Source organism: Pseudomonas sp. M47T1 (genome assembly GCF_000263855.1).
GTDB lineage: Bacteria > Pseudomonadota > Gammaproteobacteria > Pseudomonadales > Pseudomonadaceae > Aquipseudomonas.
Genome location: NZ_AJWX01000007.1, coordinates 44,261 through 68,725 on the forward strand (window position 1 = coordinate 44,261; position 24,465 = coordinate 68,725).

19 protein-coding genes are annotated in these 24,465 nt (G+C 64.1%); 7 read left to right on the forward strand and 12 right to left on the reverse strand.

Annotated features, from left to right (window positions below; genetic code table 11):
- Nucleotides 1-6 precede the first annotated feature (6 nt).
- Together PMM47T1_RS10140 and PMM47T1_RS10145 are read left to right on the forward strand one after the other, a co-directional pair.
- On the forward strand, nt 7-777 hold the full coding sequence (locus PMM47T1_RS10140) for an SDR family NAD(P)-dependent oxidoreductase (protein ID WP_008368333.1): 771 nt from the start codon (nt 7-9) through the stop codon (nt 775-777).
- A gap of 126 nt (nt 778-903) precedes the next feature.
- Nucleotides 904-1,386, forward strand: coding sequence for a DUF4142 domain-containing protein (locus PMM47T1_RS10145; RefSeq protein ID WP_008368334.1), 483 nt, complete (start codon nt 904-906; stop codon nt 1,384-1,386).
- Here PMM47T1_RS10145 and PMM47T1_RS29020 read toward each other — a convergent pair.
- Nucleotides 1,374-1,601 carry a type II toxin-antitoxin system RelE family toxin gene (locus PMM47T1_RS29020; RefSeq protein WP_157212979.1) on the reverse strand — a complete coding sequence of 76 codons (228 nt, stop codon included), beginning with the start codon at nt 1,599-1,601 and terminating at the stop codon, nt 1,374-1,376. The genes PMM47T1_RS10145 and PMM47T1_RS29020 overlap by 13 nt on opposite strands.
- Nucleotides 1,602-1,660: 59 nt before the next feature.
- On the opposite strand from PMM47T1_RS29020, the gene PMM47T1_RS10150 reads away from it, so the two are divergent.
- From PMM47T1_RS10150 to PMM47T1_RS10160, 3 genes are read left to right on the forward strand one after another with little or no spacing between them, the layout of a single operon-like run.
- Nucleotides 1,661-1,879, forward strand: coding sequence for a hypothetical protein (locus tag PMM47T1_RS10150; protein ID WP_008368335.1), 219 nt, complete (start codon nt 1,661-1,663; stop codon nt 1,877-1,879).
- Nucleotides 1,880-1,892: 13 nt separating this feature from the next.
- Nucleotides 1,893-2,315 carry a 3-isopropylmalate dehydratase large subunit gene (locus tag PMM47T1_RS10155; protein WP_008368336.1) on the forward strand — a complete coding sequence of 141 codons (423 nt, stop codon included), beginning with the start codon at nt 1,893-1,895 and terminating at the stop codon, nt 2,313-2,315.
- 49 nt (nt 2,316-2,364) lie between these two features.
- Complete coding sequence (locus tag PMM47T1_RS10160) at nt 2,365-2,937, forward strand: GNAT family N-acetyltransferase (RefSeq protein ID WP_008368337.1); 573 nt, start codon at nt 2,365-2,367, stop codon at nt 2,935-2,937.
- 59 nt (nt 2,938-2,996) lie between these two features.
- Here PMM47T1_RS10160 and PMM47T1_RS10165 read toward each other — a convergent pair whose 3' ends face one another.
- The 7 genes from PMM47T1_RS10165 to PMM47T1_RS10195 form a co-directional block, all read right to left on the reverse strand.
- Complete coding sequence (locus tag PMM47T1_RS10165) at nt 2,997-4,430, reverse strand: efflux transporter outer membrane subunit (protein WP_008368338.1); 1,434 nt, start codon at nt 4,428-4,430, stop codon at nt 2,997-2,999.
- 17 nt (nt 4,431-4,447) lie between these two features.
- Nucleotides 4,448-7,555 carry an efflux RND transporter permease subunit gene (locus PMM47T1_RS10170; RefSeq protein ID WP_008368339.1) on the reverse strand — a complete coding sequence of 1,036 codons (3,108 nt, stop codon included), beginning with the start codon at nt 7,553-7,555 and terminating at the stop codon, nt 4,448-4,450.
- A complete protein-coding gene (locus PMM47T1_RS10175) occupies nt 7,552-10,749 on the reverse strand; it encodes an efflux RND transporter permease subunit (protein WP_008368340.1) in 3,198 nt (1,065 codons plus the stop codon). The genes PMM47T1_RS10170 and PMM47T1_RS10175 overlap by 4 nt, the downstream gene beginning before the upstream one ends.
- Nucleotides 10,746-11,999, reverse strand: a complete 1,254-nt coding sequence (locus PMM47T1_RS10180; protein ID WP_008368341.1) for an MdtA/MuxA family multidrug efflux RND transporter periplasmic adaptor subunit — start codon at nt 11,997-11,999, stop codon at nt 10,746-10,748. The genes PMM47T1_RS10175 and PMM47T1_RS10180 overlap by 4 nt, the downstream gene beginning before the upstream one ends.
- Before the next feature lie 341 nt (nt 12,000-12,340).
- Nucleotides 12,341-13,750: an AdeC/AdeK/OprM family multidrug efflux complex outer membrane factor gene (adeC, locus tag PMM47T1_RS10185; RefSeq protein WP_008368342.1), complete on the reverse strand. Its 1,410-nt coding sequence runs from the start codon at nt 13,748-13,750 to the stop codon at nt 12,341-12,343.
- Nucleotides 13,747-16,896, reverse strand: a complete 3,150-nt coding sequence (locus PMM47T1_RS10190) for an efflux RND transporter permease subunit (RefSeq protein WP_008368343.1) — start codon at nt 16,894-16,896, stop codon at nt 13,747-13,749. The genes adeC and PMM47T1_RS10190 overlap by 4 nt, the downstream gene beginning before the upstream one ends.
- Before the next feature lie 3 nt (nt 16,897-16,899).
- On the reverse strand, nt 16,900-18,042 hold the full coding sequence (locus PMM47T1_RS10195) for an efflux RND transporter periplasmic adaptor subunit (RefSeq protein WP_008368344.1): 1,143 nt from the start codon (nt 18,040-18,042) through the stop codon (nt 16,900-16,902).
- 152 nt (nt 18,043-18,194) lie between these two features.
- On the opposite strand from PMM47T1_RS10195, the gene PMM47T1_RS10200 reads away from it, so the two are divergent.
- Both PMM47T1_RS10200 and PMM47T1_RS10205 read left to right on the forward strand, forming a co-directional pair.
- Nucleotides 18,195-18,812, forward strand: coding sequence for a TetR family transcriptional regulator (locus tag PMM47T1_RS10200; RefSeq protein ID WP_008368345.1), 618 nt, complete (start codon nt 18,195-18,197; stop codon nt 18,810-18,812).
- Nucleotides 18,813-18,946: 134 nt separating this feature from the next.
- Nucleotides 18,947-19,156 (forward strand): hypothetical protein, encoded by a 210-nt coding sequence (locus PMM47T1_RS10205; RefSeq protein ID WP_008368346.1) that lies wholly within the window; start codon nt 18,947-18,949, stop codon nt 19,154-19,156.
- Nucleotides 19,157-19,278: 122 nt separating this feature from the next.
- Here the strand turns inward: PMM47T1_RS10205 and PMM47T1_RS10210 are convergent, their stop codons facing one another.
- The 4 genes from PMM47T1_RS10210 to PMM47T1_RS10225 form a co-directional block, all read right to left on the reverse strand.
- On the reverse strand, nt 19,279-19,821 hold the full coding sequence (locus tag PMM47T1_RS10210) for a glutathione peroxidase (protein WP_008368349.1): 543 nt from the start codon (nt 19,819-19,821) through the stop codon (nt 19,279-19,281).
- A gap of 75 nt (nt 19,822-19,896) precedes the next feature.
- The gene (locus PMM47T1_RS10215) at nt 19,897-20,949 is read right to left on the reverse strand and encodes a DUF1615 domain-containing protein (protein ID WP_043300921.1); all 1,053 of its coding nucleotides are present in this window, start codon (nt 20,947-20,949) and stop codon (nt 19,897-19,899) included.
- A 52-nt stretch (nt 20,950-21,001) separates the two neighbouring features.
- A complete protein-coding gene (locus PMM47T1_RS10220) occupies nt 21,002-22,282 on the reverse strand; it encodes a histidine-type phosphatase (RefSeq protein ID WP_043300907.1) in 1,281 nt (426 codons plus the stop codon).
- On the reverse strand, nt 22,272-24,404 hold the full coding sequence (locus PMM47T1_RS10225; protein ID WP_043300908.1) for a TonB-dependent siderophore receptor: 2,133 nt from the start codon (nt 24,402-24,404) through the stop codon (nt 22,272-22,274). Before PMM47T1_RS10225 ends, PMM47T1_RS10220 begins: the two co-directional genes overlap by 11 nt.
- Nucleotides 24,405-24,465: the final 61 nt, after the last annotated feature.

The window sequence follows — 24,465 nt, forward strand, 5'->3', positions numbered from 1 at the left end:
ATTCTCATGCTGCTCAAAGACAAGACCGTGATCATCACCGGGGCCTCGCGCGGCATTGGCCGCGCCGTGGCCCGCGAGTGTGCCCGCCAGGGTGGCCGCGTGGTCATCGGCCACAGCGGCAGTGCCCAGGGCAACCAGGCCGCGGCGTCGCTGACCGAGGAAATCCGCGCCTTCGGCGGCCAGGCCATCGACGTGCCCGGTGACGCCGCCGACCCGGACACCGGCGACAAGCTGGTGGCCGGCGCCGTGGAAGCCTTCGGTAGCGTCGACGTGTTCGTCAACAATGCCGGTATCTGCCCGTTCCACTCGTTCCTGGACATGCCCCGCGAGGTCTACCTGAAGACCGTCAACACCAACCTCAACGGTGCCTACTTCGCCGTGCAGGCGGCCGCCAACCAGATGAAAAACCAGGGCCGGGGCGGCGCCATCATCGCCATCAGTTCCATCAGCGCCCTGGTGGGCGGCGGCATGCAAACCCACTACACGCCCACCAAGGCCGGCTTGCATTCGCTGATGCAGTCCTGCGCCATCGCCTTGGGCCCATATGGCATTCGCTGCAACTCGGTGCTGCCGGGCACCATCGCCACCGACATCAACAAGGACGACCTGGCCGACCCGGACAAACTGGCCTACATGACCGGCCGCACGCCGCTGGGGCGTTTGGGTGAACCGGACGATATCGCCGGGCCGGTAGTGTTCCTGGCGTCCGACATGGCGCGCTACGTGACCGGCGCCTCGCTGCTGGTGGATGGCGGCCTCTACGTGAACCTGCAATAAACCTTGTAGCTGCTGCCTGGCGGCGGCGGCTGCATAACGGCTACAGTGCAACTGAGCAAAGCTTCATTTGTCGAAAAGCGATAAAGCGATTCTCATAGCCCATTTGCTCTGCCCGAGACCCTATCTATGACTCACCGCAAAACCCTGCAACTGGGCCTTGCCCTGCTGATCACCGCCAGCAGCGCCGCTTTCGCCGCGCCCAACACCTTCGTCACCAAGGCCCTGAACGGCGGCGGCGCGCAGATCCTGCTGAACCAGCAAGGCGGCGAAAAATTCAAGCAGGCCGACATGCAGACCTACGTCGGTGTGATGGTCAAGGACAACACCATCATCAATGAACAGCTGACCGAAATTGCGAAAAAGCTCGACATCGATCTGCCCGTACCACCCACCAGGGTTGCCCCTGCCCCAGCCGTCTCCGGCAAGACCCCGGAAGCCAGCTTCGCCCTTTACCAGGTCAAGCTGAACCAGGACCTGCTGGACCTGTACAGCGCCGAAGCCAACAGCAACGACGACCCCCAGCTAAAGGCCTTCGCCCTGGCACAGCTCAAAGACGTGCAGCGCCACGAGCGCATGGCCCAGCGCCTGTCGAAAACCTACAAGAAGTAGTCTGTAGCCGCTGCCGCGTCGTAGCCTTCGCTGTCGCGACGCGCGCCGACGACGATGATCAGAACGATGATCGCCTGGCCGTCGACCCGGTAGACGATTCTGGTATCACCCGCCCTGTTTCGTCTACAACCGGCAAGGCTGCCGCGCAGCGGCTTGCCTGTCTTGTCCGGTTCCCCATGGACATCCCATCGCCACGGCGCACGATTGTCCCTCACCTGTCACCATTGAGTGCTACCTTGTTGAGATCCTCGCAAAACCGCTTCAAGGAGCGATCATGGCCCATCAGATGTTTTCCAGTGTCATTGCCTATTCGCAGCACTGCGAACGGGTGATCAAGGAGATGTTGCATGCCCGTCCCAGCCTGGATCGGCAGAAGGTCATGACCTGGGTAGATGAGCAAAGCCATGCTCATTCCGAAGGCGAACCGCTGGAGTACCTCAAGGCGCTGAGCGCCAAGGTACGCGCGGGCCTGCCCATGCCGTGGGATAAATAGACAAGGAGCGTCCATGCGTCTGATCTGCATCGCAGTGAGTGTTTTACTGGTCAGTGGCTGCTCTTCCTTTCGTGCCGACCACCCCGACCCCGTGCCCAAGGACCGCCTGCTGGGCTTCCAGGACCCGCTGGACAACGGCAGTACCCTGGTGGTGCGCCGCGACATCGGCATGCTTGGCGGTGGCTGCTACGTGGCGGTCACCATAGACCGCGCTGTGGCGGCGCGCATCGGCATTGGCGAGGTGGCGAGCTTCCAGGTACCGGCGGGCGACCGTATAGTGGGGATTGTCACCGACACGGCCGACGACACCCTGTGCGGCAAGGGCAGCCTGCACCGCGAGATCCTCGTGCAGGCCAGTGCCGGGCAGGATGAGCAGGTGCGCATCGTCAGTGAGAACAAGCAGGGCTTCGCGATTATGCAAGACAAGAAGCCCTGACTTGGCGGTAGACTTTGCGGGTACCCCACCCGCATTGACAGGCTCTGACATGCAAGCACTCGAAGGCCCCCGGATCATTCTGCGCCCCCTGCAACGTGACGACGCCGCGGCCTTGGTGGCTGCGGCCAGCGACGGCGAACTGTGGAACCTGCCTTTCACCGTGGTGCCCTCGGCCACCACGGTGAGCACCTACCTGGACACTGCCCTCAAGGGCCGCGACGCCGGCACCGTGCTGCCCTACGCCACCGTGCTGAGGGAAACCGGCGAGGTGATCGGCAGCACGCGTTTCTGGAAAGTCGACCGCGCCAACCGCAAGCTGGAAATCGGCAGCACCTGGATTTCCCGGCGCTGGCAGCGCAGCTTCGTCAATACCGAGGCCAAGTACCTCATGCTGCGGCATGCCTTCGAGGTGCTGGAGTGTGTGCGTGTGCAGTTCACCACCGACGAGATCAACGCCCCGTCACGGGCGGCGATTCTGCGCCTGGGGGCGAAGCAGGAAGGCATCGTACGCAATGAACGGATCATGCCCGACGGGCGCAAGCGCAATTCGGTGCGCTTCAGTGTAATTGATGAAGAATGGACAGCAGTACGGGGCGCGTTGGAGGCGCGTTTGTATCGCTGACTGGCAACCCACGCAGTAACCGCAGCCTGCCGGCAGCGGCAGGCAGGGTTTCGCGGTGGTTACTCCCCGGTCCAGGAACCGCCCAGGGCGGCTTGCAACTGCACGCTGGTGACCAACTGCGTGGCCACCAGGCTGAGCAGGGTCTGGCGCTCGCTGAGGCTGGTGGCCTGGGTGGTGGCCACGTCCAGGTAGTCGATGACGCCGGCTTCATACTGGTCGCGGCTGACCGACGCCGACTCCTCCGCCGACTGCGCCGAATTGCGTCGTGCCACCAGCTCCGGTTCCAGAGTGCGCAGTTCAACCAGGTAGTCCTCTACCTCGCCCAGCCCGGTCAATACCGTCTGCCGGTAGGTCGCTACCTTGGCATCGTAGGCAAAGCGCGCCTGCTCCACCGCCGCCTTGGTGGCGCCGAAGTCAAAGATAGTGCCGGTCAGGCTCGGGCCGATGGACCAGAAGCGGTTAGGCACCGAGAACAGGTTGCTGATGGTCGACCCCTGGTAGCCACCGCTGGCACTCAGGGTCAGGTCGGGGTAGTAGGCGGCGGTGGCCACGCCCACGGCGGCGTTAGCAGCGGCCATGTCGCGTTCGGCGGCGGCGATGTCCGGACGACGCTCCAGCAGGCGACTGGGCAAGCCCAGCGGCACGGAGGGCACGTGGTATTGCCAGCCTTCGTCCACGGCCAGGGCGAAGTCGGCCGGTGGTTTGCCGATCAGCAAGGCAATGGCGTGTTCGTACTGGGCGCGCTGCCACTGCAGGTCGAGCATGGAGGCCTGGGCGCTCTGCAATTGGGTCTTGCCGGTGGCCAGGTCGGCACGCGAGGAAATCTGCTCGTCGTACTTGTTCTGGATCACCCGCAGGTAGCGCTCGTAACCCTTGATGGTCTCGCGGTACAGGGCGATGCGCTGGTCAAGAATGCGCAGCTGGAAGTAGTCCTGGGCCAGGGTGGACTGGGCGCTCAGGGTAGCGTTGGCCAGGTCGGCGGCGCTGGCCTGGGCGCTGGCGCGGTTCTCTTCCACGGTGCGGCGCAGCTTGCCCCAGATGTCGGCCTCCCAGCTCAGGCTGAGGCTGGCCGAGTGCTCGTTCTGCGGCGCACCGGCGCTGGAGCTGCTGCTGGAACTGCTGGACGAGCCGGTGCCGGTTTCACTGCGCGTGCTCGACGCCGTGCCGGTGAGGGTCGGGAACAGGTCGGCGCGCGACTCACGCACCAGCGCCAGGGCCTGGCGGTACTGCGCCGCGTACACCGCCACGTTCTGGTTATTGAGCTGAACCTGCCCGGCCAGCGCGTTCAGTTGCGGGTCTTCATACAGCGCCCACCACGGCCCCTTGGGCAGCTCGTCCTGGGGGCTGGCGGCCTTCCAGCCGTCGGCTTCCTTGAACGTGGTGGACATCGGCGCCGTCGGCTTTTTGTAGTCGGGGCCAACCATGCAACCGCCCAGCAGGCTGCTGGCCAGCAGCACGGCAACACAGAGGCGGGAAGGCAGAAAAGCATTCATTGTATAACCCTTGTCAGTCAGCCGGGCACATGGCTGCGGCGGATACGCGTGTGCCAGAGATGCCGGGTGGCACGGCTCATGCGGTCAAGATAGAGGTACACCACAGGAGTGGTGAACAGCGTCAGCAGTTGGCTCAGCGCCAGGCCGCCGGCAATGGCCACGCCCAGGGGCTTGCGCAGGTCGGCGTCACCGCCGCTGCCGAGGGCCAGCGGCAAGGCACCGAAAAACGCCGCCAGGGTGGTCATCATGATGGGCCGGAAGCGCATGCGACAGGCCTCGATGATGGCCTGCTCGGGCGGCAGCTTGCGATCGCGCTCAGCCATCAGGGCGAAGTCGATCATCATGATGGCGTTCTTCTTGACGATGCCGATCAGCAACAGGATGCCGATCAGGGCAATCACCGTCAGTTGCATGTTTACCGCCTTGAGCAGCAACAGCGCCCCTACCCCGGCCGACGGCAGCGTCGAGAGAATGGTCAGCGGGTGAATGTAGCTTTCATACAACACGCCCAGCACGATATACACCGCCAGCAAGGCGGCGGCGATCAGCCACGGCATGCTCGCCGCCAGTGCCGCGTAGGCCTGGGCCGTACCGGCGAAACCGGCCTGAATATCCCGCGGCAGGCCAACCTTGTCCACGGCGGCGTTGATGGCCGCCGTGGCTTGCTCCAGCGACACGCCGTCCTGCAGGTTGAAGGCAATGGTACTGGTGGCCGACTGGCCTTGGTGGGCCACGGCCAGGGGCGCGTTGTCAGGGCTGAAGGTGGCGAACGCGGTCAACGGCACCTGCTGGTTGTCGCTGTTGATCACGTACATGCGCTCAAGCATGGTGGAGTCGCTGGTGTACACCGGGTCCAGGCCCATCACCACGTGGTACTGGTTGAGGGTTTTGTACAGGGTGGCCACCTGGCGCTGGCTGTAGGCGTTGTTGAGCAGGTTGTCGATGTCGCTCACGCTCACGCCCAGGCGGCTGGCGGCTGCGCGGTCAATGTGCAGCTTGAGTTCCTGGCCGCCGGTCTGGGCGTCGGAGTCGATGCCGGTCAACTCGGGCAAGGCGCGCAAGGCCGCCTCCACCTTGGGCTCCCACACGCGCAGCAGGTCCAGGTCATCGGCCTGCAAGCTGAACTGGTATGTGGCGTTGGCGCTGCGGCCCCCCACGCGAATATCTTCGGCGGGCATCAGGAACACCTGGATGCCGGCCACCTTGTTGTTCTGCCGGGTCAGGCGGTTGGCAATGGCCGCAGCGCTGCTGGTGCGCTGCTTGTAATCCTTGAGGCGGATGAAGAAGTCACCGGTATTGCGCGAACCGGCGCGGCCGCTACCAGTGGACGACATCACTGCCTCCACGTCAGGGTCGGCGGCCAGGTCATGGGCAATCTGCATCAGGTGGGGCTTGAGCGCCTGGAACGAGATGTTCTGGTCGGCGCGCACGGCGCCCATCAGCACCCCGGTGTCCTGGGCCGGGAAGAAGCCCTTCTGCACCGTGGCATACAGGTACACGTTCAGCGCCACCGTCAGCAACAGGCTGAACAGGGTCAGCAGGCGATGGCGCATCACCCACGCCAGCCCCGCCAGGTAGGCGCCCTGCAGGCGGGCCAGCCCAGCCTCGATCCATTGATAGAGGCGCGGTTCCTTCGCATCATGCACCGGCTGGCGCAGCAGCATCACGCACAGCACCGGGGTGAGGCTCAGCGACACGATCATCGACAGGCCCAGGGCAATGCTCAAGGTGACCGCGAACTCGCGAAACAGTCGGCCGACAATGCTGCCCATCAGCAGGATGGGAATGAACACGGCAATCAGCGACAGGGTCATGGACAGCACCGTGAAGCCCACCTCGCGGGTGCCCATCAGCGCTGCGCGCAGGGGGCGCATGCCCATTTCCTGGTAACGGGCGATGTTCTCCAGTACCACGATGGCGTCGTCCACCACAAAGCCGGTGCAGATGATCAGCGCCATCAGCGACAGGTTGTCGAGGCTGTAGCCCAGCAGGTACATCACTGCGCAGGTACCGATCAGTGACACCGGCAGCACCACCGCCGGAATCAGCGTGGCGCGCAGGTTGCGCAGGAACACGAACACCACCGCGATCACCAGCAAGGTGGCGATCAGCAGCGTTTCCTCGGTGTCATGCAGCGACGACTTCACCGTGGGGCCACGGTCGATCACGCTGATCAGTTGCACGTCGCCGGGAATCTCGCGTTGCAGTTCGGGGATCAGCGCCTTGATGCTGTCGATGGTCTGCAACATGTTGGCGCCGGCCTGGCGGGTCACGCCCAGCGTCACCGAGGGCTGGCCGTTGTAGTAACCGCCCACGAAGGTGTCTTCCACCGAGTCGTAGACGTTGGCCACGTCCTTGAGGCGTACGGCGGTGCCGTTCTGATACGTGATCACCAGTTCCTGGTAGTCCACGGCCTTGTCGATCTGGTCGTTACCGTCGATCACCCAGCTTTGCCCGTCACCCTGGAGGATGCCCTTGGGCTTGGCCTTGGTGGCGTTGTCGATGGCCTCACGCACGGTTTCCAGAGAAATGCCGGCGTTGTTCAACAGGTTCGGCTGCACGTCAATGCGCACGGCCGGCAGCGCACCGCCGCGCACCGACACCTCGCCCACGCCGTTCACCTGGGCGATCTTCTGTTGCAGCTTGCTGTAGGCCAGGTCGTATAGCTCGCCCGGGCTGCGCGTGGACGACGTCAGCGCCAGCATCAGCACCGGCGCCTCGGACGGGTTGGCCTTGCGGTAAGTGGGCAGCGACGGCATGGAGCTGGGCAGCAGGCTGCGCGAGGCGTTGATGGCCGCCTGCACGTCGCGGGCGGCGCCGTTGATGTCGCGGTCCAGGTCGAACTGCAGGATCAGCGTGGTGGAGCCCTGGCTGCTGGTGGACGTCATCTCGGTGATGCCGGCGATCTGCCCCAGGCTGCGCTCCAGCGGCGTGGCCACCGTGGCCGCCATGGTCTCGGGGCTGGCCCCGGCCAGCGAGGCGCTGACCATGATGGTGGGGAAGTCGACCTGCGGCAGCGGCGCCACCGGCAGCAGTTTATAACCCAGGATGCCGGCCAGGGTGATGCTCAGGCTCAACAGCAAGGTGGCTACCGGTTTACGGATAAACAGCCGTGACAGGTTCATGCCTGTGCCCTGCCCCGGGTGATGCGGGCCTTGGCGCGTTCGCTGAGGCGATCAAACAGCAGGTAGATCACCGGCGTGGTGAACAGCGTGAGAATCTGGCTCAGCAACAAGCCACCCACAATCACCAGGCCCAGGGGCCGGCGCAATTCAGCGCCGGCACCGGTGGCAAGCATCAGCGGCAAGGCGCCGAACAGCGCCGCCAGGGTAGTCATCAGGATGGGCCGCAAGCGCAGCAGCGCCGCCCGGTGAATGGCATCGCGGGCGTTGAGGCGCTGATGCTGGCGGCCTTCCAGGGCGAAGTCGATCATCATGATGGCGTTCTTCTTGACGATACCGATCAACAGGATCACGCCGATCAAGGCGATCAGGCTGAACTCCGTGCCCGTGAGCAACAGCGCCAGCAAGGCGCCGATGGCCGCCGACGGCAGCGTCGAAAGAATGGTCACCGGGTGGATGAAGCTCTCGTAGAGCATGCCAAGCACGATGTACATGGTCACCAACGCCGCCAGGATCAGCCACAGGGTGTTGCTGGTGGCGGTCTGGAAAGCATCGGCGGCGCCCTGGTAACGCAGGGTGATGCTGCTGGGCGCGTCCAGTTCGGTCATGACCTGACTGATGGCCTGCTGCGCCTGTTCCAGCGAATAGCCGTCGGCCAGGTTGAACGACAGGGTCACGGCCGGGAACTGGTCCAGGCGGCTGAGCGACAGCGAACCGGTGCGCTGGCCTACCTTGGCGATGTCGGTCAGGCGCACCATCTGCGCCGCCGTGGTGGTGGTGGACGAGCTGGTGGTCGAGGCACTGCTGCCGGTGGTGGTGCCCGTAGTCGTGGTGGTGGTGCTGCTGTTGCTACCGGTGGTGCTGGTGGTGGCCGCCGCCAGGTAGATGTTGTCGAAGGCCGCCAGGTTCTGCTGGAACTTGCCTGGCACCTGCAGCACCACGCGGTACTGGTTGGACTGGGTGAAAATGGTCGAAATCAGGCGCTGGCCGAACGCGTTGTACAGCGCCGTGTCGACGTCGGAGGCGGTGATGCCGAAACGCATGGCGGCTGCGCGGTCGAGTTCGACGTAGGCCACAAGGCCCTGGTCTTGCAGGTTGTCGATGACGTCGCGCATTTCCTTGCGGTGCTGCAACTTCTCCATCAGCTTGGGAATGAACGCCGAAAGGTTGGCGCTTTCCGAGTCATCCAGGGTGAACTGATACTGGCTGGGCGTCAGTTGATCGTCCACGGTGAGGTCCTGGGACGACACCAGGTTCAGTTGCAGGCCCGCCACGTTCTTCGCCGATTTTTCCAGGCGGGTAATCACCTGGGTAGCGGTGTCATCGCGGTCTTCGAACGGTTTGAGTTCGATCTGCAGGCGGCCGTTGTTCAGCGAGCCGTTGTTGCCGTCCACGCCAATGGTCGACGACACCGACTGCACTGCCGGGTCTTGGCGAACCACCTCGGCCATGGCCTGTTGGCGCCGGGCCATTTCGCTGAACGATACATCCTGGGAGGCGCGGGTGAAGCCCTGGATCAAGCCGGTGTCCTGGGTGGGAAAGAAGCCCTTGGGCACCACCAGGTACAGGAACGCGGTCAACGCCACGGTGCCTACCGCCACCAGCAGGGTCAGGCGCTGATGGTCCAGCACCCACAGCAGGCCGCGGTCGTAGGCGTTGAGCACCTTGTGGTACTGGCGGTCACCCCACCGGGCAAAGCGGCTCTGGCCACCCTCGGGCACATGGCGCAGCAGGTGCGCGCAGAGCATGGGCGTCAGGGTCAGCGAGATCACCATGGACACCAGGATCGCCACCGCCAGGGTGATGGCGAACTCGCGGAACAGCCGGCCGACCACATCGCCCATGAACAGCAGCGGGATCAGTACGGCAATCAGCGAGAAGGTCAGGGAAATAATAGTGAAGCCGATTTCCTGGGAACCCTTGAGCGCGGCGGCCATGGGTTCCTCGCCCTCTTCCAGGTGCCGGGAAATGTTCTCCACCACCACAATGGCGTCGTCGATGACGAAGCCGGTGGCGATGGTCATGGCCATCAGGGTCAGGTTGTTGATGGAGAAACCAGCCAGGTACATCACCCCGAACGTGCCGATCAGCGACAGCGGCACCGCGATGCTGGGAATCAGGGTGGCGGTGAAATTGCCCAGGAAGGCAAAGGTCACCAGCACCACCAGGCCGATGGACAACAGCAGTTCGATCTGCACGTCCTTGATGGAGGCGCGGATGGTTTGCGTGCGGTCACTGATGACCGCCAGTTTCACCGAGTCAGGCAAGGCGGCCTGCAGGGCCGGCAACTTCTGCTTGATGCTGTCGACCACCTCGATCACGTTGGCACCAGGCTGGCGCTGCACGTTGACGACGATGGCCGGCTGGCCGTTGGCGGTGGCCGCCAGGTACTGGTCCTGGGGGGCCTCGGCGGTGGTGGCAACGTCCTTGAGGCGCAAGGCCGAACCGTTTTCGTAGGCCAGCACCAGCTCGCCGTATTCCACGGCGTCGCGCAACTGGTCGTTGGCGTCGATGGTAATGGAGTGCGAGGGGCCGTCGAAACCGCCCTTGGAGCCGTTGACGTTGGCGGCGTTGACCTTGTCGTACACGTCCTCCAGGGTCAAGCCGTGGGCGGCCAGGCTGGTGGGGTTGACCTCGATCTTCACCGCCGGTTGCTGGCCGCCGGCGAGGCTGACCATGCCCACGCCGTTAATCTGCGACAGCTTCAGCGCCACGCGAGTATTGATCAGGTCTTGCACGCGGGTCAGCGGCAGGCTGTCGGAGGTGGCGGCCAGGGTTAGCACCGCGGTGTCCGCCGGGTTCACCTTCTTGTAGGTGGGCGGGTTGGGCAGGTCGCTGGGCAGCAGGCTGTCGGCGGCGTTGATGGCGGCCTGCACTTCCTGCTCGGCCACGTCCAGGGACAGGTCCAGGGAGAACTTCAGGGTGATCACCGAAGCCCCGGCCGAACTGGTGGAGTACATCTGCGACAGGCCCGACATTTGCCCCAGCTGACGTTCCAGCGGCGCGGTGACGGCCGAGGCCAGCACGTTGGCGCTGGCGCCCGGGTACAGGGTGCTGACCTGGATGGTCGGGTAGTCGACCTCCGGCAGCGCCGAGGTGGACAGCAGGCGATAAGCAAAGATGCCCGAGAGCATCACCGCCAGCATCAGCAGCACGGTGGCGACCGGCCGCTGGATGAACAGTCTGGACGGGTTCATTCGGCTTTATCGTCGGTCTTGGGCTGGGCGGTTTTTTTCGCGCCGGCGTCGGTGCTGGCCGGTTTCTCCACGTCGACCTTGCTGCCGTCGCGCAGGTGATCGATGCCACGGGTCACCACCTGTTCGCCCTGGGCCACGCCCTGGGTGATCACGGTCTGCTCGCCCAGCGCCGGGCCGACCTTGACGGAGCGGCGCTGCACCTTGCCGTCCTTGACCGCGTAGAGGAACTCGCCGTCGCTGCTCAACTGCACGGCCGCCGAGGGCACCACCACCGCGTTGTGCAGGGTGTCGGTGGTCAGCTTCACGTTGACGAACTGGTTGGGGTAGAGCTTCTCGTCCGGGTTGTCGAACTGGGCCTTGAGCTTGATGCTGCCGGTGCTGGTGTCGATCTCGTTGCTGATGAATTTCAGCGAACCGTTGGCCAACACTGCGCTGCCCAGTTGGTCCAGGGCCTGCACCGCCAGCACTTCACCCTTGCGCACCTTGGGCAGGATGGTTGCCAGTTGCGCCTGGGGAATGCTGAAGGTTACCGCGATGGGGTTGGTCTGGGTAACCGTGACGATGCCGGTGGTACTGCTGGAGGTGACGATATTGCCCGGGTCTACCAGCCGCAGGCCGACGTAGCCGTCGATGGGCGAGATGATCTTGGCGTAGATGAGGTTGAGCTTGGCGGCGTCGATCTGCGCCAGGTCCGCTTTCACGGCGCCGGCGTACTGGCCTACGGTGGCGGTCTGGGTGTCCAGGTCCTGCTTGGCGATGGAGTCCTTGGCAAACAGGCGCTGGTAGCGCGCCACGGTCAGCTGCGCGCTCTTGAGCAGTGCCTGGTTCTGCGCCAGGTCGCCCTGGTATTGGTCCAGGGTGGCCTGGTAGGCGCGGGGGTCGATCTGCGCCAACAACTGGCCCTTCTTCACGTACTGGCCTTCGGTGAAATACACCGCCATCAGCTCGCCGTCCACGCGGCTGGTGACCGTGACCGAGTAGTTGGGAATCACCGTACCCAGCGCCTGCTGGATCACCGGCACATCGGCCACGCCGGCCGTGCCCACCGCGACGCTGACCGTGGCATTGGCGTCCATCCCCGGGCCGCCATGGCGCCCGCCTGGGCCCGCCGCCGGTGCAGCGCCGGTTTCAGGCGCCTCGGGGGTGGACGGTGTGTGCTTGACGTAGATGAAGGCGGCGCCAATGGCGGCGGCGATCAGGAGCGCAAGTACAAGACGCTTGCGGGAGCGAGCTGCCGGAGTCTGGGTCATTGAAAGTGTCTGCGTGGGCAAGAGGAAAAAGGCACAGGCATCGAATCGGCTCTGGGCAAGTCACTGGGCAGCATAGCCAGTAATTGTGCAGGCAGTGTGCAGGGCGCAGGGTTCGAGCGGTGGCGGGCGTTTAAGTTCATTGGGGCATTTGACCTTGCATCGAACGCCGTGCCAACCCTGAGGGAGGGGGCTTTGCTTTTTATTTACATAGTGTTGACGAAGGGGGGGCTGGTTTAGCCAGACATTCCCTCTCCTGTGGGATTGGGTCAAGGGCCGCCGCGCGGGTGGCGCGCGGCGTGTGCAACACAGAAGAAATATCGCCATGCACCCGGCGCCCTAGATCACTGCTTCCAACCACCCCCCAACGCTTTGTACAAATTCACCTCAGCCGTCAACTGCGCCAACCGATCCGTGATCGCCGATTGCTGCGCGCTGAAAAGCGAGCGCTGGGCGTCGAGGAAGGTCAGGTTGCTGTCGATGCCGGTGCGGTAGCGACGTTCGGCCAGGCGGTAGTAGTCCTGGTTGGCTTGCACCAGGTCTTTCTGCGCCAGCAATTGCTGCTTGTAGGTCTGGCGCGCGGCCAGGCCGTCGGCGACTTCCTGGAAGCCGGTCTGGATGGCTTTCTCGTAGCTGGCCACGTTGACGTCCTTCTCGATCTTCGCGTAATCCAGGCTGGCCCTCAGGCTGCCGGCGTTGAAGATCGGAATGTTGATGCTCGGCGCGAACGTCCACGTGCCCTGCCCGCCCTTGAACAGGTGACCCATGTCGGCGCTCTCGGCACCGGCGCTGGCCGTGAGGGTAACGCTGGGGAAGAACGCTGCCCGCGCCGCGCCGATGTTGGCGTTGGCCGCCTTGAGCGTATGTTCGGCCTCAAGGATGTCAGGGCGCCGCTGCAGCAGGTCCGACGGCAACCCGGCCGGCACTTCGGCCACCAGGTCATTGGCCAGCGGCTGTGCACCCGGCAGGTTGTCCGGCAGATGGGTGCCCAGCAACAGCACCAGGTTATCCATGTCCTGGGCCACGGCGCGCTGGTACTTGGCCAGGCTGACCTTGGCGGTTTCCACCGAGATGCGCGCCTGGCTCACGTCCAGTGCCGTCGACACACCCACTTCACCGCTGTGCTCGGTCAGCTTGTAGCTCTGCTCGTAGGTGTCCAGGGTGTCCTGGGTCAGCTTCAGCAGTTCCTTGTCCGACTCCAGGGTGAACCAGGCATTGGCCACGCTGGCCACCAGGCTGATGTGCGTGGAACGGCGGCCTTCCTCGCTGGCCAGGTAGGTTTCCAGGGCCTCCTTGCTGAGGCTGCGCACGCGCCCCCACAGGTCCAGCTCATAGGCGCTGATACCCAGCGTAGCGGTGTATTCGCCACCCACAGCGGTCTTGCCGGTGGTGCTCAAGTCAGCGGGCGTACGTGCCCGCTCGGCAGTGCCGCCGGCGGTCACCGCCGGAAACAGATCGGCGCGCTGGATGCGGTACTGAGCACGGTAGGCCTCTACATTCAAGGCCGCCACGCGCAGGTCGCGGTTGTTGTCCAGGGCGGTATGAATCACCGATTGCAACGCAGGGTCACGGAACACGTGCTGCCAACCCTGCTCGGCGGCGGCCTGGGCGGCCGCCTCCTGGGCCGGCGCGTAGGCCGGCCCTTGCGGGAATTGCGCGGCCACCGGGGCGGCCGGGCGATCGTAGTGCGGGATCAGCGAGCAACCGCCGAGCATGAACGCCGCCAGCGCCAGAAACGTCAAGGGACGAGTCATTGTGCGGTCTCCTCTTCAATGGCAGGTGCGGACTCTTCTTTGGCCTTGCGCTTGTCGCCGAACAGCGACGACACACTGACGAAGAACAGCGGCACCCAGAACACGGCCAGGGTGGTGGCGGTGAGCATGCCGCCGATCACGCCGGTACCGATGGCGTGTTGACTGCCTGCGCCGGCGCCGTGGGAAATGGCCAGGGGCACTACGCCGAGGATGAACGCCAGCGAGGTCATGATGATGGGCCGCAAGCGGATGCGGCATGCGCCAATGGCGGCCTCGGTGAAGCTCATGCCCTGCTCGTGCAGTTCCTTGGCGAACTCGACGATCAGAATCGCGTTCTTCGCCGCAAGACCAATGGTGGTCAACAGGCCCACCTGGAAGTACACGTCGTTGGACAGCCCGCGCAGGGTGGTGGCCAGCAGCGCACCGATGATCCCCAGCGGCACCACCAGCATCACCGCGATCGGGATCGACCAGCTTTCATACAGAGCCGCCAGACACAGGAACACCATCAGCATGGAAATGGCGTACAGGGCAGGCGCCTGGGAACCCGACAACTTTTCTTCGTACGACAGGCCGGTCCAGGAGTAACCGATACCGGTTGGCAGCGTGGCGGCAATGCGCGCCACTTCGGCCATGGCCTCACCGGTACTGTGGCCAGGGGCTGGCGAGCCGAGCAGTTCCACCGCCGACACACCGTTGAAGCGCGACAGCTTCGGCGAGCCGTAGATCCACTTGCCGGTGGCGAAGGCGGAGAACGGCACCATGGTGCCGGCGCTGTTGCGCACGTACCACTTGTTCAGGTCATCCGGGTTCATGCGCGAATCCGCCTTGCCCTGGATGTACACTTTCTTCACCCGGCCACGGTCGATAAAGTCGTTCACATAGCTGCCACCGAACGCATACGACAGGGTGTCGTTGACGTCGGCCACGGTCACCCCCAGTGCCTCGGTGCGCTCGTCATCGAGAATCAGCTGGTACTGGGGTTCATCGTCCAGGCCGTTAGGGCGCACCTGGGCCAGGATCGGGCTCTTGGCAGCGGCGGCGAGAAACTTGTTGCGTGCCTCCATCAGCTTGGCGTGGCCCACGCCGGAACGGTCTTGCAGGTACACGTCGAAACCACTGGCGTTACCCAGTTCCATCACCGCCGGCGGTGCGAAGGCAAACACCATGGCATCGCGAAAGCTGGCGAAATGCGCCTGGGCACGGGCCGCCAGGGCCGAAACGCTGTCCTTGGCGCTGCGCTCGTCCCACGGCTTGAGCATGACAAAGCCCATGCCGGAGTTCTGGCTGCGGCCGGCAAAGTTGAAGCCGGTTACGGTGAACACCGAACGCACGGCGCCGGGTTCATCGTTGAGCATGTAGTCACGCAGCCGGTCGATGACCTGCTGGGTACGCTGGGCCGGGGTGCCCGGCGGCGTGGTGACCTGGGTGAACAGTACGCCCTGGTCTTCTTCGGGCAGGAACGAGGACGGAATGCGGGTAAACAGGAACACCATGCCCGCCACAATCAACACATAGGCCAGCAGGTACGGCGCCTTGTGTTTGAGAATGCTGGTCACGCCACGCTCGTAGCGAGCCACGCCATGGTCGAACGTGCGGTTGAACCAGCCGAAGAAACCGCTGGTCTTGCCGTGGCTGCCCTTGGCGATGGGCTTGAGGATGGTGGCGCACAGGGCCGGGGTGAAGATCAACGCCACCAATACCGACAGGGCCATGGCCGAGACGATGGTGATGGAGAACTGACGGTAGATCACACCGGTGGAACCACCGAAGAACGCCATGGGCAGCAGCACCGCCGATAGCACCATGGCGATACCCACCAGGGCACCCTGGATCTGGCCCATGGATTTCTTCGTGGCTTCCTTGGGTGACAGGCCGTCTTCGGCCATCACCCGCTCCACGTTTTCCACCACCACGATGGCGTCGTCCACCAACAGCCCGATGGCCAGCACCATGCCGAACATGGTCAGGGTGTTGATGCTGAAGCCGGCGGCGGCGAGGATACCGAAAGTACCCAGCAGTACCACGGGTACGGCCATGGTGGTGATCAGCGTGGCGCGGATGTTCTGCAGGAACAGCAGCATCACCAGGAACACCAGGATGATGGCTTCGATCAGGGTTTCCACGACACCGTGGATAGAGCCGGTGACCACGGGCGTGGTGTCATACGGGTACACCACCTTCACGCCTGGCGGGAAGAAGGGTTCCAGGGACGCAACTGTCTCGCGGATGGCTTTGGCGGTGTCCAGCGCGTTGGCGCCGGTGGCCAGTTTGATGGCCATGCCCGAGGCCGGCTTGCCGTTGTACTCCGAACTGATGCTGTAGTTCTCGCCGCCCAGGGCCACGTCGGCGACGTCGCCGATGCGCACTTGCGAACCGTCGGTGTTGACCTTGAGCAGGATTTTCTTGAACTGCTCGGCCGTTTGCAGGCGGGTCTTGCCGATGATGGTGGCGTTGAGCTCCTGGTGCGCCACCGACGGCAGGCCGCCGAATTGACCCGAGGACACTTGCACGTTCTGGTTGGTGATGGCGGTGGAGACATCGCCCGGGGTCAGCTGGTACTTGTTCAGCTTGGCCGGGTCCAGCCAGATACGCATGGCGTACTGGGCACCGAACACCTGGAAGTCACCCACACCGGCGGCCCGCGAAATCGGGTCCTGCATGTTGGAGACGATGTAATTGGCCAGGTCTTCCTTGGTCATGGTGCCGTCGCTGGACACCAGGCCAATCACCATCAGGAAGTTCTTCACCCCCTTGGTCACGCGGATACCTTGGTTCTGCACTTCCTGAGGCAGCAACGGGGTGGCCAGGTTGAGCTTGTTCTGCACCTGCACCTGGGCCATGTCCGGATTGGTGCCCTGGTTGAAGGTGGCCTCAATGGTCATCGAACCGTCGGAGTTACTGTCCGAGGAGATGTAGCGCAGGTTGTCGATACCATTGAGCTGCTGCTCGATCACCTGCACCACGGTGTCCTGCACGGTCTGCGCGGAAGCGCCCGGGTAAGTCACGGTAATGTCGATGGCCGGCGGCGCGATGCTGGGGTACTGGTTGATCGGCAGGTTGAGGATCGACAAGGCGCCGACCAGCATGATCACCAGGGCTATCACCCAGGCGAAAATGGGCCGGTCGATAAAGAACTTGGACATGAATTACTCCCCTTTCGCCGCGATACTGGCCTGGGCGTTGGTAGCGGCCGTGGCGTTGCTGGCGGCGCTGACTTTCACGCTGTCACCCGGGTGCACGTACTGCAGGCCCTCGGTGATGACGCGGTCGCCGTCGTGCAGGCCGTCTTCGATCAGCCAGTCGGTACCCACGGTGCGGCTGGCCTTCAGCTCACGCAGCTCGACCTTGTTGTCGGCATTGACCACCAGCGCGGTCGGGGTGCCCTTGAGGTCGTGAGTCACGCCCTGCTGTGGCGCCAGGATGGCGGTGGCGGCAACGCCGGCCTGCAGTTGCGCGTGCACGAACATGCCCGGCAGCAGGGTGTGGTCAGGGTTGGCGAACTTGGCTCGCAGGGTCACCGAACCGGTGCTTTCATCCACCGACACTTCCGAGAACTCCAGCGTGCCGTCCTGGTTGAACGCGCTGCCGTCTTCCAGGGTCAGCTTGACCTTGGCGCCATTGTCGCCAACTTTTTGCAGTTGGCCGCTGGCCAGAGCCTTGCGCAGTTTCAGCAGGTCGGCCGAGGACTCGGTGACGTCGACGTAGATAGGGTCCAGCTGCTGGACGGTGGCCATGGCGTCGGTCTGGCCATTGGTGACCAGGGCGCCTTCGGTCACGCTGGAACGACCAATGCGGCCATCGATGGGCGCCAGCACCTTGGTGTAGCGCATGTTGATCTGCGCGGTCATCAACGCTGCCTGGTCCTGCAGTTCGGTGGACTTGGCGTTGTCGTATTCCTGACGGCTGACGGCCTGTTCATCGATCAGCTGCTTGTAGCGGTCCGCCAGGGACGTGGCCGAGGCCAGGCTGGCCTTGGCGCTGGCCAGGGTAGCCTGGTACACCGACGGGTCGATCTGGTAGAGCTGCTGCCCCGCCTTGACGTCACTGCCCTCTTTGAACAGGCGCTGGAGAATCACCCCATCCACCTGCGGGCGCACCTCGGCAATACGGAACGCAGTGACCCGGCCCGGCACTTCGCTGGTCAGGGTGTAGGACTGCGGGTGCAAGGTCACCACGCCAACCTGGGGGGTCTGCTGGGCGGGTACTGCCGCCTCTTTGTTGCAGCCAGTGAGCAGGCAGGTGAGTGCCGCCGCAGAGACCAGGGTGGCCACGCAAGGCTTGAGTTTCATGAAAGGTCCTCGTTGCGACTAGATAGATAGCTTGCTAATCAATATACTTACGTTCATGAACGTATGTAAAGTACACATCCGTATCACTCTGGCTACAAAGCCGATTTTTGTGTCGAAAAACATGAATTTGCAGCGAACATGAGGAATTTTTAATGGTCCGCCGAACCCGCGAAGAAGCCCTGCAAACCCGTGCGAACATCCTTGATGCCGCTGAATGCGTGTTCTACGAAAAGGGCCTGGCCACCACCTCGATGCTGGACATTGCCCAACACGCCGGGCTGTCACGGGGTGCCCTGTATTGGCACTTCAAGGACAAGGCGGGGCTTGTGCAGGCCCTGCTCGACTCGCTGGACGAACCGATTCATCGCCTGCTGGCCGCCAGCGCCGAACTGCGTCGCGCCAACCCCCTGGAATGCCTGCGCAGCGTGTTGGTGGCGTTGCTGCAACGGGTGGCCGGTGACGCCCGGACTCAGCGAATTTTCGAGATCCTATTGCACAAATGTGAACTGACTGTGGAGAGTTGCGATTTACGTGCACAACGTTGCGCCCGGCATCGCGAGGCCCAGGGCAAGCTGGAGGACATTTTGCAAGAGGCGGTGACATGCGGCCAATTGCGGCGCGCCACCCCGGTGGCACTGGCCGCGTGCAGCCTGATTGCCTGCATGGACGGCACCATCAGCCATTGGCTGCTGAGCCCTGACAGTTATGCGCTGGCCAGCGAGGCTCCGCGCATGGTGGCGGCGATGATGAGGATGCTGGACCCCCGGTAACGTGATGTCAGGACGGTAAGCGGCGGCGTACCCAGTGCTACACGAAAATGATGAACCCTGCGGACCAGAGCGGCTCAGAGGGTATGAAGGCGTCGATGAGCGGCGCCGTTTTCCTGACTCACAAGGAGTGAGCGATGAACCTTCCGGCGTTTTTTCTCAACGCGGTGGTGTGCACCACCCCGGCCCATGACAACTGCATGCCGGCGCAATTCCTGTGGATGGCGCCCAAGTTCCTCAATGATGCGGCCCGGGCCCGGCAATGCAGTACCCGGGCTGAACAGCTGAACAAGGCACAGACCGACCGGACCATTTTCTACCGCTGCGACGAGCGTCGCGGCGCTTGAATAGGCGGGTTCTACTCGCGAAAAGAACGCCACGGCGTATCACACTGCGCGGTGCTCATTTCGCGGGCAGAGCCCGCTCCCACCGCGACAGTGGGATTCACAGCTGTGAACAAGGTTACAGGTCAGGCAGCCAGTGCGGCGTCGATGGCCTTGAGCAGGCGCGGGTCGTCGGCGGCCACGTCGGGGGCGAAGCGCCCTACCACTTCGCCGGTGCGGCTGATCAGGAATTTTTCGAAGTTCCACTGTACTTCCGGTACCGGATTGACCGGGATGCCCTTGCCGGTCAGGCGCTCGCGCATCGAGCCTTCGCCGGTGGCGTTGGGCACGGCGTGGGTCAGGGCGCTGTACAGCGGGTGCTTGTCTTCGCCCACCACGGAGATTTTCGAGAACAGCGCAAACTGCACGTTGTAGGTCAGGCTGCAGAAGGCCTTGATCTCATCGTCGCTGCCCGGCTCCTGGGCCTTGAAGTTGTTGGCGGGGAACCCGAGGATCTCCAGGCCTTGGGCGCGATGGCTTTCATACAGCTTTTCCAGACCTTCGTATTGCGGGGTCAGGCCGCACTTGGAGGCGACGTTGACCACCAGCAAGACCTTGCCCTTGTAGGTGTCCAGGGTTTGCGGCTGGCCATCGATGGTGTTCACGGGAATGGAATAGACAGTGCTCATCACGGGCTCCGTGGCAGGGGAATGAACCTGGACTGTACCACCCTTTCGCGACACCGCCGATCAATCCACCGCCTGTCAGTCGCGGGTCATGCAGCGCGCACGGCGTTCGTCCACGCGGCGGGCAAACCAGGCGGTGGTCAGGTGGCGGGTGATCTTCGGGCTTTCCAGGGTGATGCCTGGCAAGATGGCCCGCGGCACCGGCTGGCCTGCCACCTGGTCGGCCAGTTCGAACACCCGCTGGTACACCCGGGTGTCCTCGAAATCCAGCTGCTCGCCCTTGTCCAGGGCTGCGCGTATGTCGGCATTGCTCATGCCCAGGCGCTTGCCCAAGGAGCGTACCGCCAGTTCGGTCTGACCCGGGGCGATTGAACCGTAGTTGATGACGTCGCCGTCCAGCGCCAGGCGCATCTTCACCAGCCGGTTCAGCGCCGCCTGGAACGCGGCGTTGCGGCTGGCGTAGTGGCCGGCGTTGAAATCGGCGAAGCGGTACAGCGGCTCCGGATAATGGGTGGGGTAGCCGAGCAAATGCGCCGTGCCGAAATACACGCCGCCGCGACGGCTAAACACTTCATGGCGAATGGAATCCTGCACCCTGTACGGGTAACCGCGGGCGTTGCTTTCGGCGAACGCTACGCTGACCTGCATGGGGCCTGCGGTATGCACCGGGTTGAGCGTGCCGAACAGCTGCTTGCCCAAGGGCACGATGCCGATGAAGTCATCGAACACGGCGCTCAACTCGCGCTCCGAATGCACACTGGCAATGCGCTGGGCGTAGCTCTTGCCGGTGGGTGACTGAATGCTCAGGGCGGCGTCGACGAGAAATCCCGGCACATGCAGGCGGGCGGCGCGGCGGTCGATCTCGTCGCGCGCAATGCGGCCCAGGCCCGGCACTGGCGGATCGGCCTGGAAGTTGGACTCCTGCTCGATGACCGCGATCACCGAACACAGGTTCTGACTGCTGGGGTCCAGCGACTGGGTGGTGAAGGCCGTCTGAATGTCGGCGGCCCACCCCTGCCGGTCGCTGGCTGACGGTGGCAGCAGGCGCAGAACCTTGGCGCGCACCTGCTCGGGGGGCTGGGTGGACTGCAGCGGCTGATGGCTACAGGCAGCCAGTGCCAGCAGGCCCATCAGCAGGAAAAGACGTTTCAGTTCGCGCAATCCACCACCTCGGTGTCAGGGTTCAGTCATCAGCATAGGCCTGGGGTTGCGTGGCCGTGCTGTCGATACGCGCGCCCATGGTCTGCTCGAATGTCGCCAGCGGCATCAGCGCCTTGCCATCAGGCCCGGTGAACTGTACCCGGTAAGGCGCCTGGTGGCTCAACTGGCGCAACTGGTCCAGGCTCTGGGCCACGTAGGCCACGCTGACGAAGCGTTGGCCATTGCGCGGGTCCAGCCAGCGCTCGAACAACAAGGTGCCGCCGGGTGCTGCATCATTGCGCGGGTATTGGGCAATGTTCCAGTCGAAACCGAGCAAGGTGCGCAGTTGCGCAATATTGCCGTCGTGGCCCACGTAGGCCAGCCACGGGGTGGACGGCGGCCCACCGGCCACTGCCGGGCCGGTTTCATCCAGGGCCAGCAATACCTGATGCAGCAACTGTGAAGCACCGCGCCGGGCAATGTAGGGCACGTGCTGAGTCAGAGCGTATTTGGCACTGCGCAGTTCCATCAACCCTGCCACCTGGGCGGCGTTGCGCGCATGCCCAAACGCTACCTGGCTCAGGGGCAGGCCTTCGGCGTACTGCATGCGGATGGTTTCGGCCATGCTGGCGCCCATGCTCAACGGGCCGCTGAGCTTGACCGTGCTGCCCTTCTCCTTCAGGCCCCAGGGTTGCTCGCTCAACACGCAGCCTTTGGGCTGGTCACAGGTGTGCGGCACGCCCACCAGCTGTTGCATGCGCAGCAAGGCCGGGCCATAGCGTTTCTGCGCCGCCTGCGGGCTACCGCCCATGGCGGCCAGAATGGCCTGCTCGGCCTGTTGCGGGTCCAGCGCGCCCAAGCCGTTCTCGCTGGGGTGAAACAGCTGGTCCTGGCTGGCCACGCCGTGGTGCACGGGCACCGTGCAGCCGGGGAACATGCCTTCCAGCAAGGCCTTGCCGGTGGCGCGGGTACGCGCCGCCGGGCTGGCCTGCAAATAGACTTGGTCGGCGGACGGGCAGCCATTGGCGGTGAACAGGCCCTGCCCTTTCAGGTAGTCGCGCTGCCATTGGCCCAGCAGTACCGTGGCACGGTAACCGTGAGCGGTGAGTTGGCCGTCGGCCACGGCGAATGTCGGCCAGGGCTTGGCCGACCAGGTTTGCAGTTCGGCGGTGTCGGTGGCCGGACGTACGCCGTGGCGCATCACCAGCACCACTTTGTCCAGGCGCAGGCCGCTGGTGTCCAGAGCTTGGGCGTGGACCAGGGGCGCGGCAGCCATCAGCATCGACAGCACCAGCCATAAGGAACGTGCAGGTTTAGAAGTCATAGCGGGCATTCACACTCAAGGTCCGGGGCGAGCCGGGCTGCAGGTAATTTTCCTGGTACCAGGTCCAGTACTTGTGGTTGGCGAGGTTGGTGACGTTGGCGCCGAAGGTCAGCGCGTGGCCGCCGGCCAGTTTGAAACGGTAGCCGCCACCGGCGTCGAACAGGTTGTAGGCATCCAGGGTGTTGACGTTACCCGAGTCCACCGCCATGGGGCCAATGCGCTGGGCACCGGCACGCACAAACAGGCCAGGCACAGCGCCAATGCGGTAGGTGGCCTGGGCTGCGGCCTGGTAGTGAGCGGCGCCAGCAGCGCGGTTGCCGTCCACGTCGCCGGCATCGATGTATTCGGAGTCCAGCGACATGACGCTGCCTTCCAGGGTCAGGCTGTCGATGGGGTCGACGGTGGCGTTGAACTCCAGGCCCTGGTAGCGAATGGTGCCGCTCTGCACGTATTCGTTGTCGCTGTTGGTGTACTCGGCGCCACGGTCAATACGAAAGGCTGCGGCGGTGGCGCTCCAGTTGCGACGCTGGGCCTTTACGCCGAGTTCGTATTGCTTGCTGCGCAGTGGGCCCATCACGGCAGGGTAGTTGGCGGCGGTGTCCGGTGCGCTGCCGCCCGCTTCCAGCGACTCCACGTAGCTGGTGTAGACGGTGACGTCCTTGATGGGTTTGTACATCAGCGCCACGGTAGGGGTGGCCGGCCGCGCCCGGTAGTTCACGCCATCGGTACCGATGGCGTCATGGGTCTTTTCACGGAAGTTCTCGTTGCGCAGCCCCAGTAGCAACGACCAGTGCTCGCCCAGGCCGATGGTGTCGCTGGCGAACACTGCGGCTTCCTTGATCTGGTCATCGCCGTAGGTGCCGCCCCAGTATTCGTACTGGTACACCGAGGAGAGGGTCGGGTCGTACAGGTTGCCCTTGCCGACCGTGGCCTTGGTGGTGGCCTGCGCCGACTTGTGCGAGTCCAGTTCCGAGTAGCTGGCACCCAGCACCACGTCGTGGCTGAACCAGCCGGTGGTGAACTTGCCTTCCAGGGTGCCCATGGCGTCGTTGTAGTCGTAGCCGTGGTACTCGGTGCTGGCCTTGTCGGAGTAATTGCCGCTATTGCTGGTGATGGTGTACTGATCCTTGGTGTAGCGGCGGTCCGAGTCACTGTAGCGGTACGCCAGCTTGCCCTGCCAATCCGGCGAGAACTGGTAGGTGGCCGACAGCGTCGACAGGCTGTAGTCCACATCCGTGTAGGAGCCGTTGCTGTACAGGCGCTTGCTGCCGTCGATGGGCTTGGGCAACGCATAGGCAGTGTTGACGATGATGTCGGTGCCGCCCGAGGTCGCCCGCTGCTGGTACAGGGTGTCGAAATTGAGGGTCAGGTCATCGGTGAGCTTGGCGTCCAGCGACAGCCCTACCGCCGTGCGGTTCACCGCCGCGTGGCCGCTGGCGGCGTTGCCCTCCTCGTGCACCAGGTTCAGGCGATAGCCGAAGCGTGGGTCATCCAGGCGCCCGCCCACGTCCACCTGTTCCTTGTACAGGTTGTTGGACTGGTAGCCGGCGGCGACGCTGAAAACAGTCTTGTCGGTGGGCCGCTTGGTCACGTAGTTGACGATACCGCCCGGGCTGCCGAAACCATACATGAAGCCCGACAGGCCCTTGAGCACCTCAATGCTGTCGAACATCTCCAGGGGCATTTCCACGCCCCGGTTGATGTTGGCCATGCCGTCGACCTTGTAGCCGTTGAGGTCGTCCAGGGGCAGCCCGCGCACCGCCAGGGTGGCTGGGTGGGTGCCGTAGCTGGAGCTGATGGACGTTACCGAAGCGTCGTATTTCACCGCTTCGGAGAGGATGCCGGCTTGACGCTGCTGGATCTCTTCACTGCTGATACTTTTCACCGAGAATGGTGTGTCGATGGCGGCCTTGCTGCCCAGCGCCCCGGCAGCCATCTTTTTGTGCAGGTCGGGCTTTTTCGCTTTGGCGGCCTTGACGGTAACCTGGGGCAAGGTCGCCAGCACGCTGTCGTCGATGACCGGGGCCGGATCGGCCGCCCAGATCGAGGGCGCCAGTGCAAAGGCCATGAGGCCGGCGCCGGTGCGCAGGCACAACGCGTGAAACGGATGATGTCGACGCATGGAAATACCGAAAAATGAGCGCACGATTCCCGCCCGCTCGCGTACGAGCAGGAGGCAACCG

Bases quoted from the DNA above. Each gene is read 5' to 3' on its own strand.
- PMM47T1_RS10155 (WP_008368336.1), top strand. From the start codon at position 1,893: ATGCGTCTGATCTGCATCGCAGTGAGTGTTTTACTGGTCAGTGGCTGC.
- PMM47T1_RS10210 (WP_008368349.1), bottom strand. From the start codon at position 19,821: ATGAGCACTGTCTATTCCATTCCCGTGAACACCATCGATGGCCAGCCG.
- PMM47T1_RS10200 (WP_008368345.1), top strand. From the start codon at position 18,195: ATGGTCCGCCGAACCCGCGAAGAAGCCCTGCAAACCCGTGCGAACATC.
- PMM47T1_RS10160 (WP_008368337.1), top strand. From the start codon at position 2,365: ATGCAAGCACTCGAAGGCCCCCGGATCATTCTGCGCCCCCTGCAACGT.
- PMM47T1_RS10140 (WP_008368333.1), top strand. From the start codon at position 7: ATGCTGCTCAAAGACAAGACCGTGATCATCACCGGGGCCTCGCGCGGC.
- PMM47T1_RS10215 (WP_043300921.1), bottom strand. From the start codon at position 20,949: ATGGGCCTGCTGGCACTGGCTGCCTGTAGCCATCAGCCGCTGCAGTCC.
- PMM47T1_RS10190 (WP_008368343.1), bottom strand. From the start codon at position 16,896: ATGTCCAAGTTCTTTATCGACCGGCCCATTTTCGCCTGGGTGATAGCC.
- PMM47T1_RS10165 (WP_008368338.1), bottom strand. From the start codon at position 4,430: ATGAATGCTTTTCTGCCTTCCCGCCTCTGTGTTGCCGTGCTGCTGGCC.
- PMM47T1_RS10195 (WP_008368344.1), bottom strand. From the start codon at position 18,042: ATGAAACTCAAGCCTTGCGTGGCCACCCTGGTCTCTGCGGCGGCACTC.
- PMM47T1_RS10150 (WP_008368335.1), top strand. From the start codon at position 1,661: ATGGCCCATCAGATGTTTTCCAGTGTCATTGCCTATTCGCAGCACTGC.
- PMM47T1_RS10225 (WP_043300908.1), bottom strand. From the start codon at position 24,404: ATGCGTCGACATCATCCGTTTCACGCGTTGTGCCTGCGCACCGGCGCC.
- PMM47T1_RS10175 (WP_008368340.1), bottom strand. From the start codon at position 10,749: ATGAACCCGTCCAGACTGTTCATCCAGCGGCCGGTCGCCACCGTGCTG.
- PMM47T1_RS10180 (WP_008368341.1), bottom strand. From the start codon at position 11,999: ATGACCCAGACTCCGGCAGCTCGCTCCCGCAAGCGTCTTGTACTTGCG.
- PMM47T1_RS10220 (WP_043300907.1), bottom strand. From the start codon at position 22,282: ATGACTTCTAAACCTGCACGTTCCTTATGGCTGGTGCTGTCGATGCTG.
- PMM47T1_RS10205 (WP_008368346.1), top strand. From the start codon at position 18,947: ATGAACCTTCCGGCGTTTTTTCTCAACGCGGTGGTGTGCACCACCCCG.
- PMM47T1_RS10170 (WP_008368339.1), bottom strand. From the start codon at position 7,555: ATGAACCTGTCACGGCTGTTTATCCGTAAACCGGTAGCCACCTTGCTG.
- PMM47T1_RS10145 (WP_008368334.1), top strand. From the start codon at position 904: ATGACTCACCGCAAAACCCTGCAACTGGGCCTTGCCCTGCTGATCACC.
- adeC (WP_008368342.1), bottom strand. From the start codon at position 13,750: ATGACTCGTCCCTTGACGTTTCTGGCGCTGGCGGCGTTCATGCTCGGC.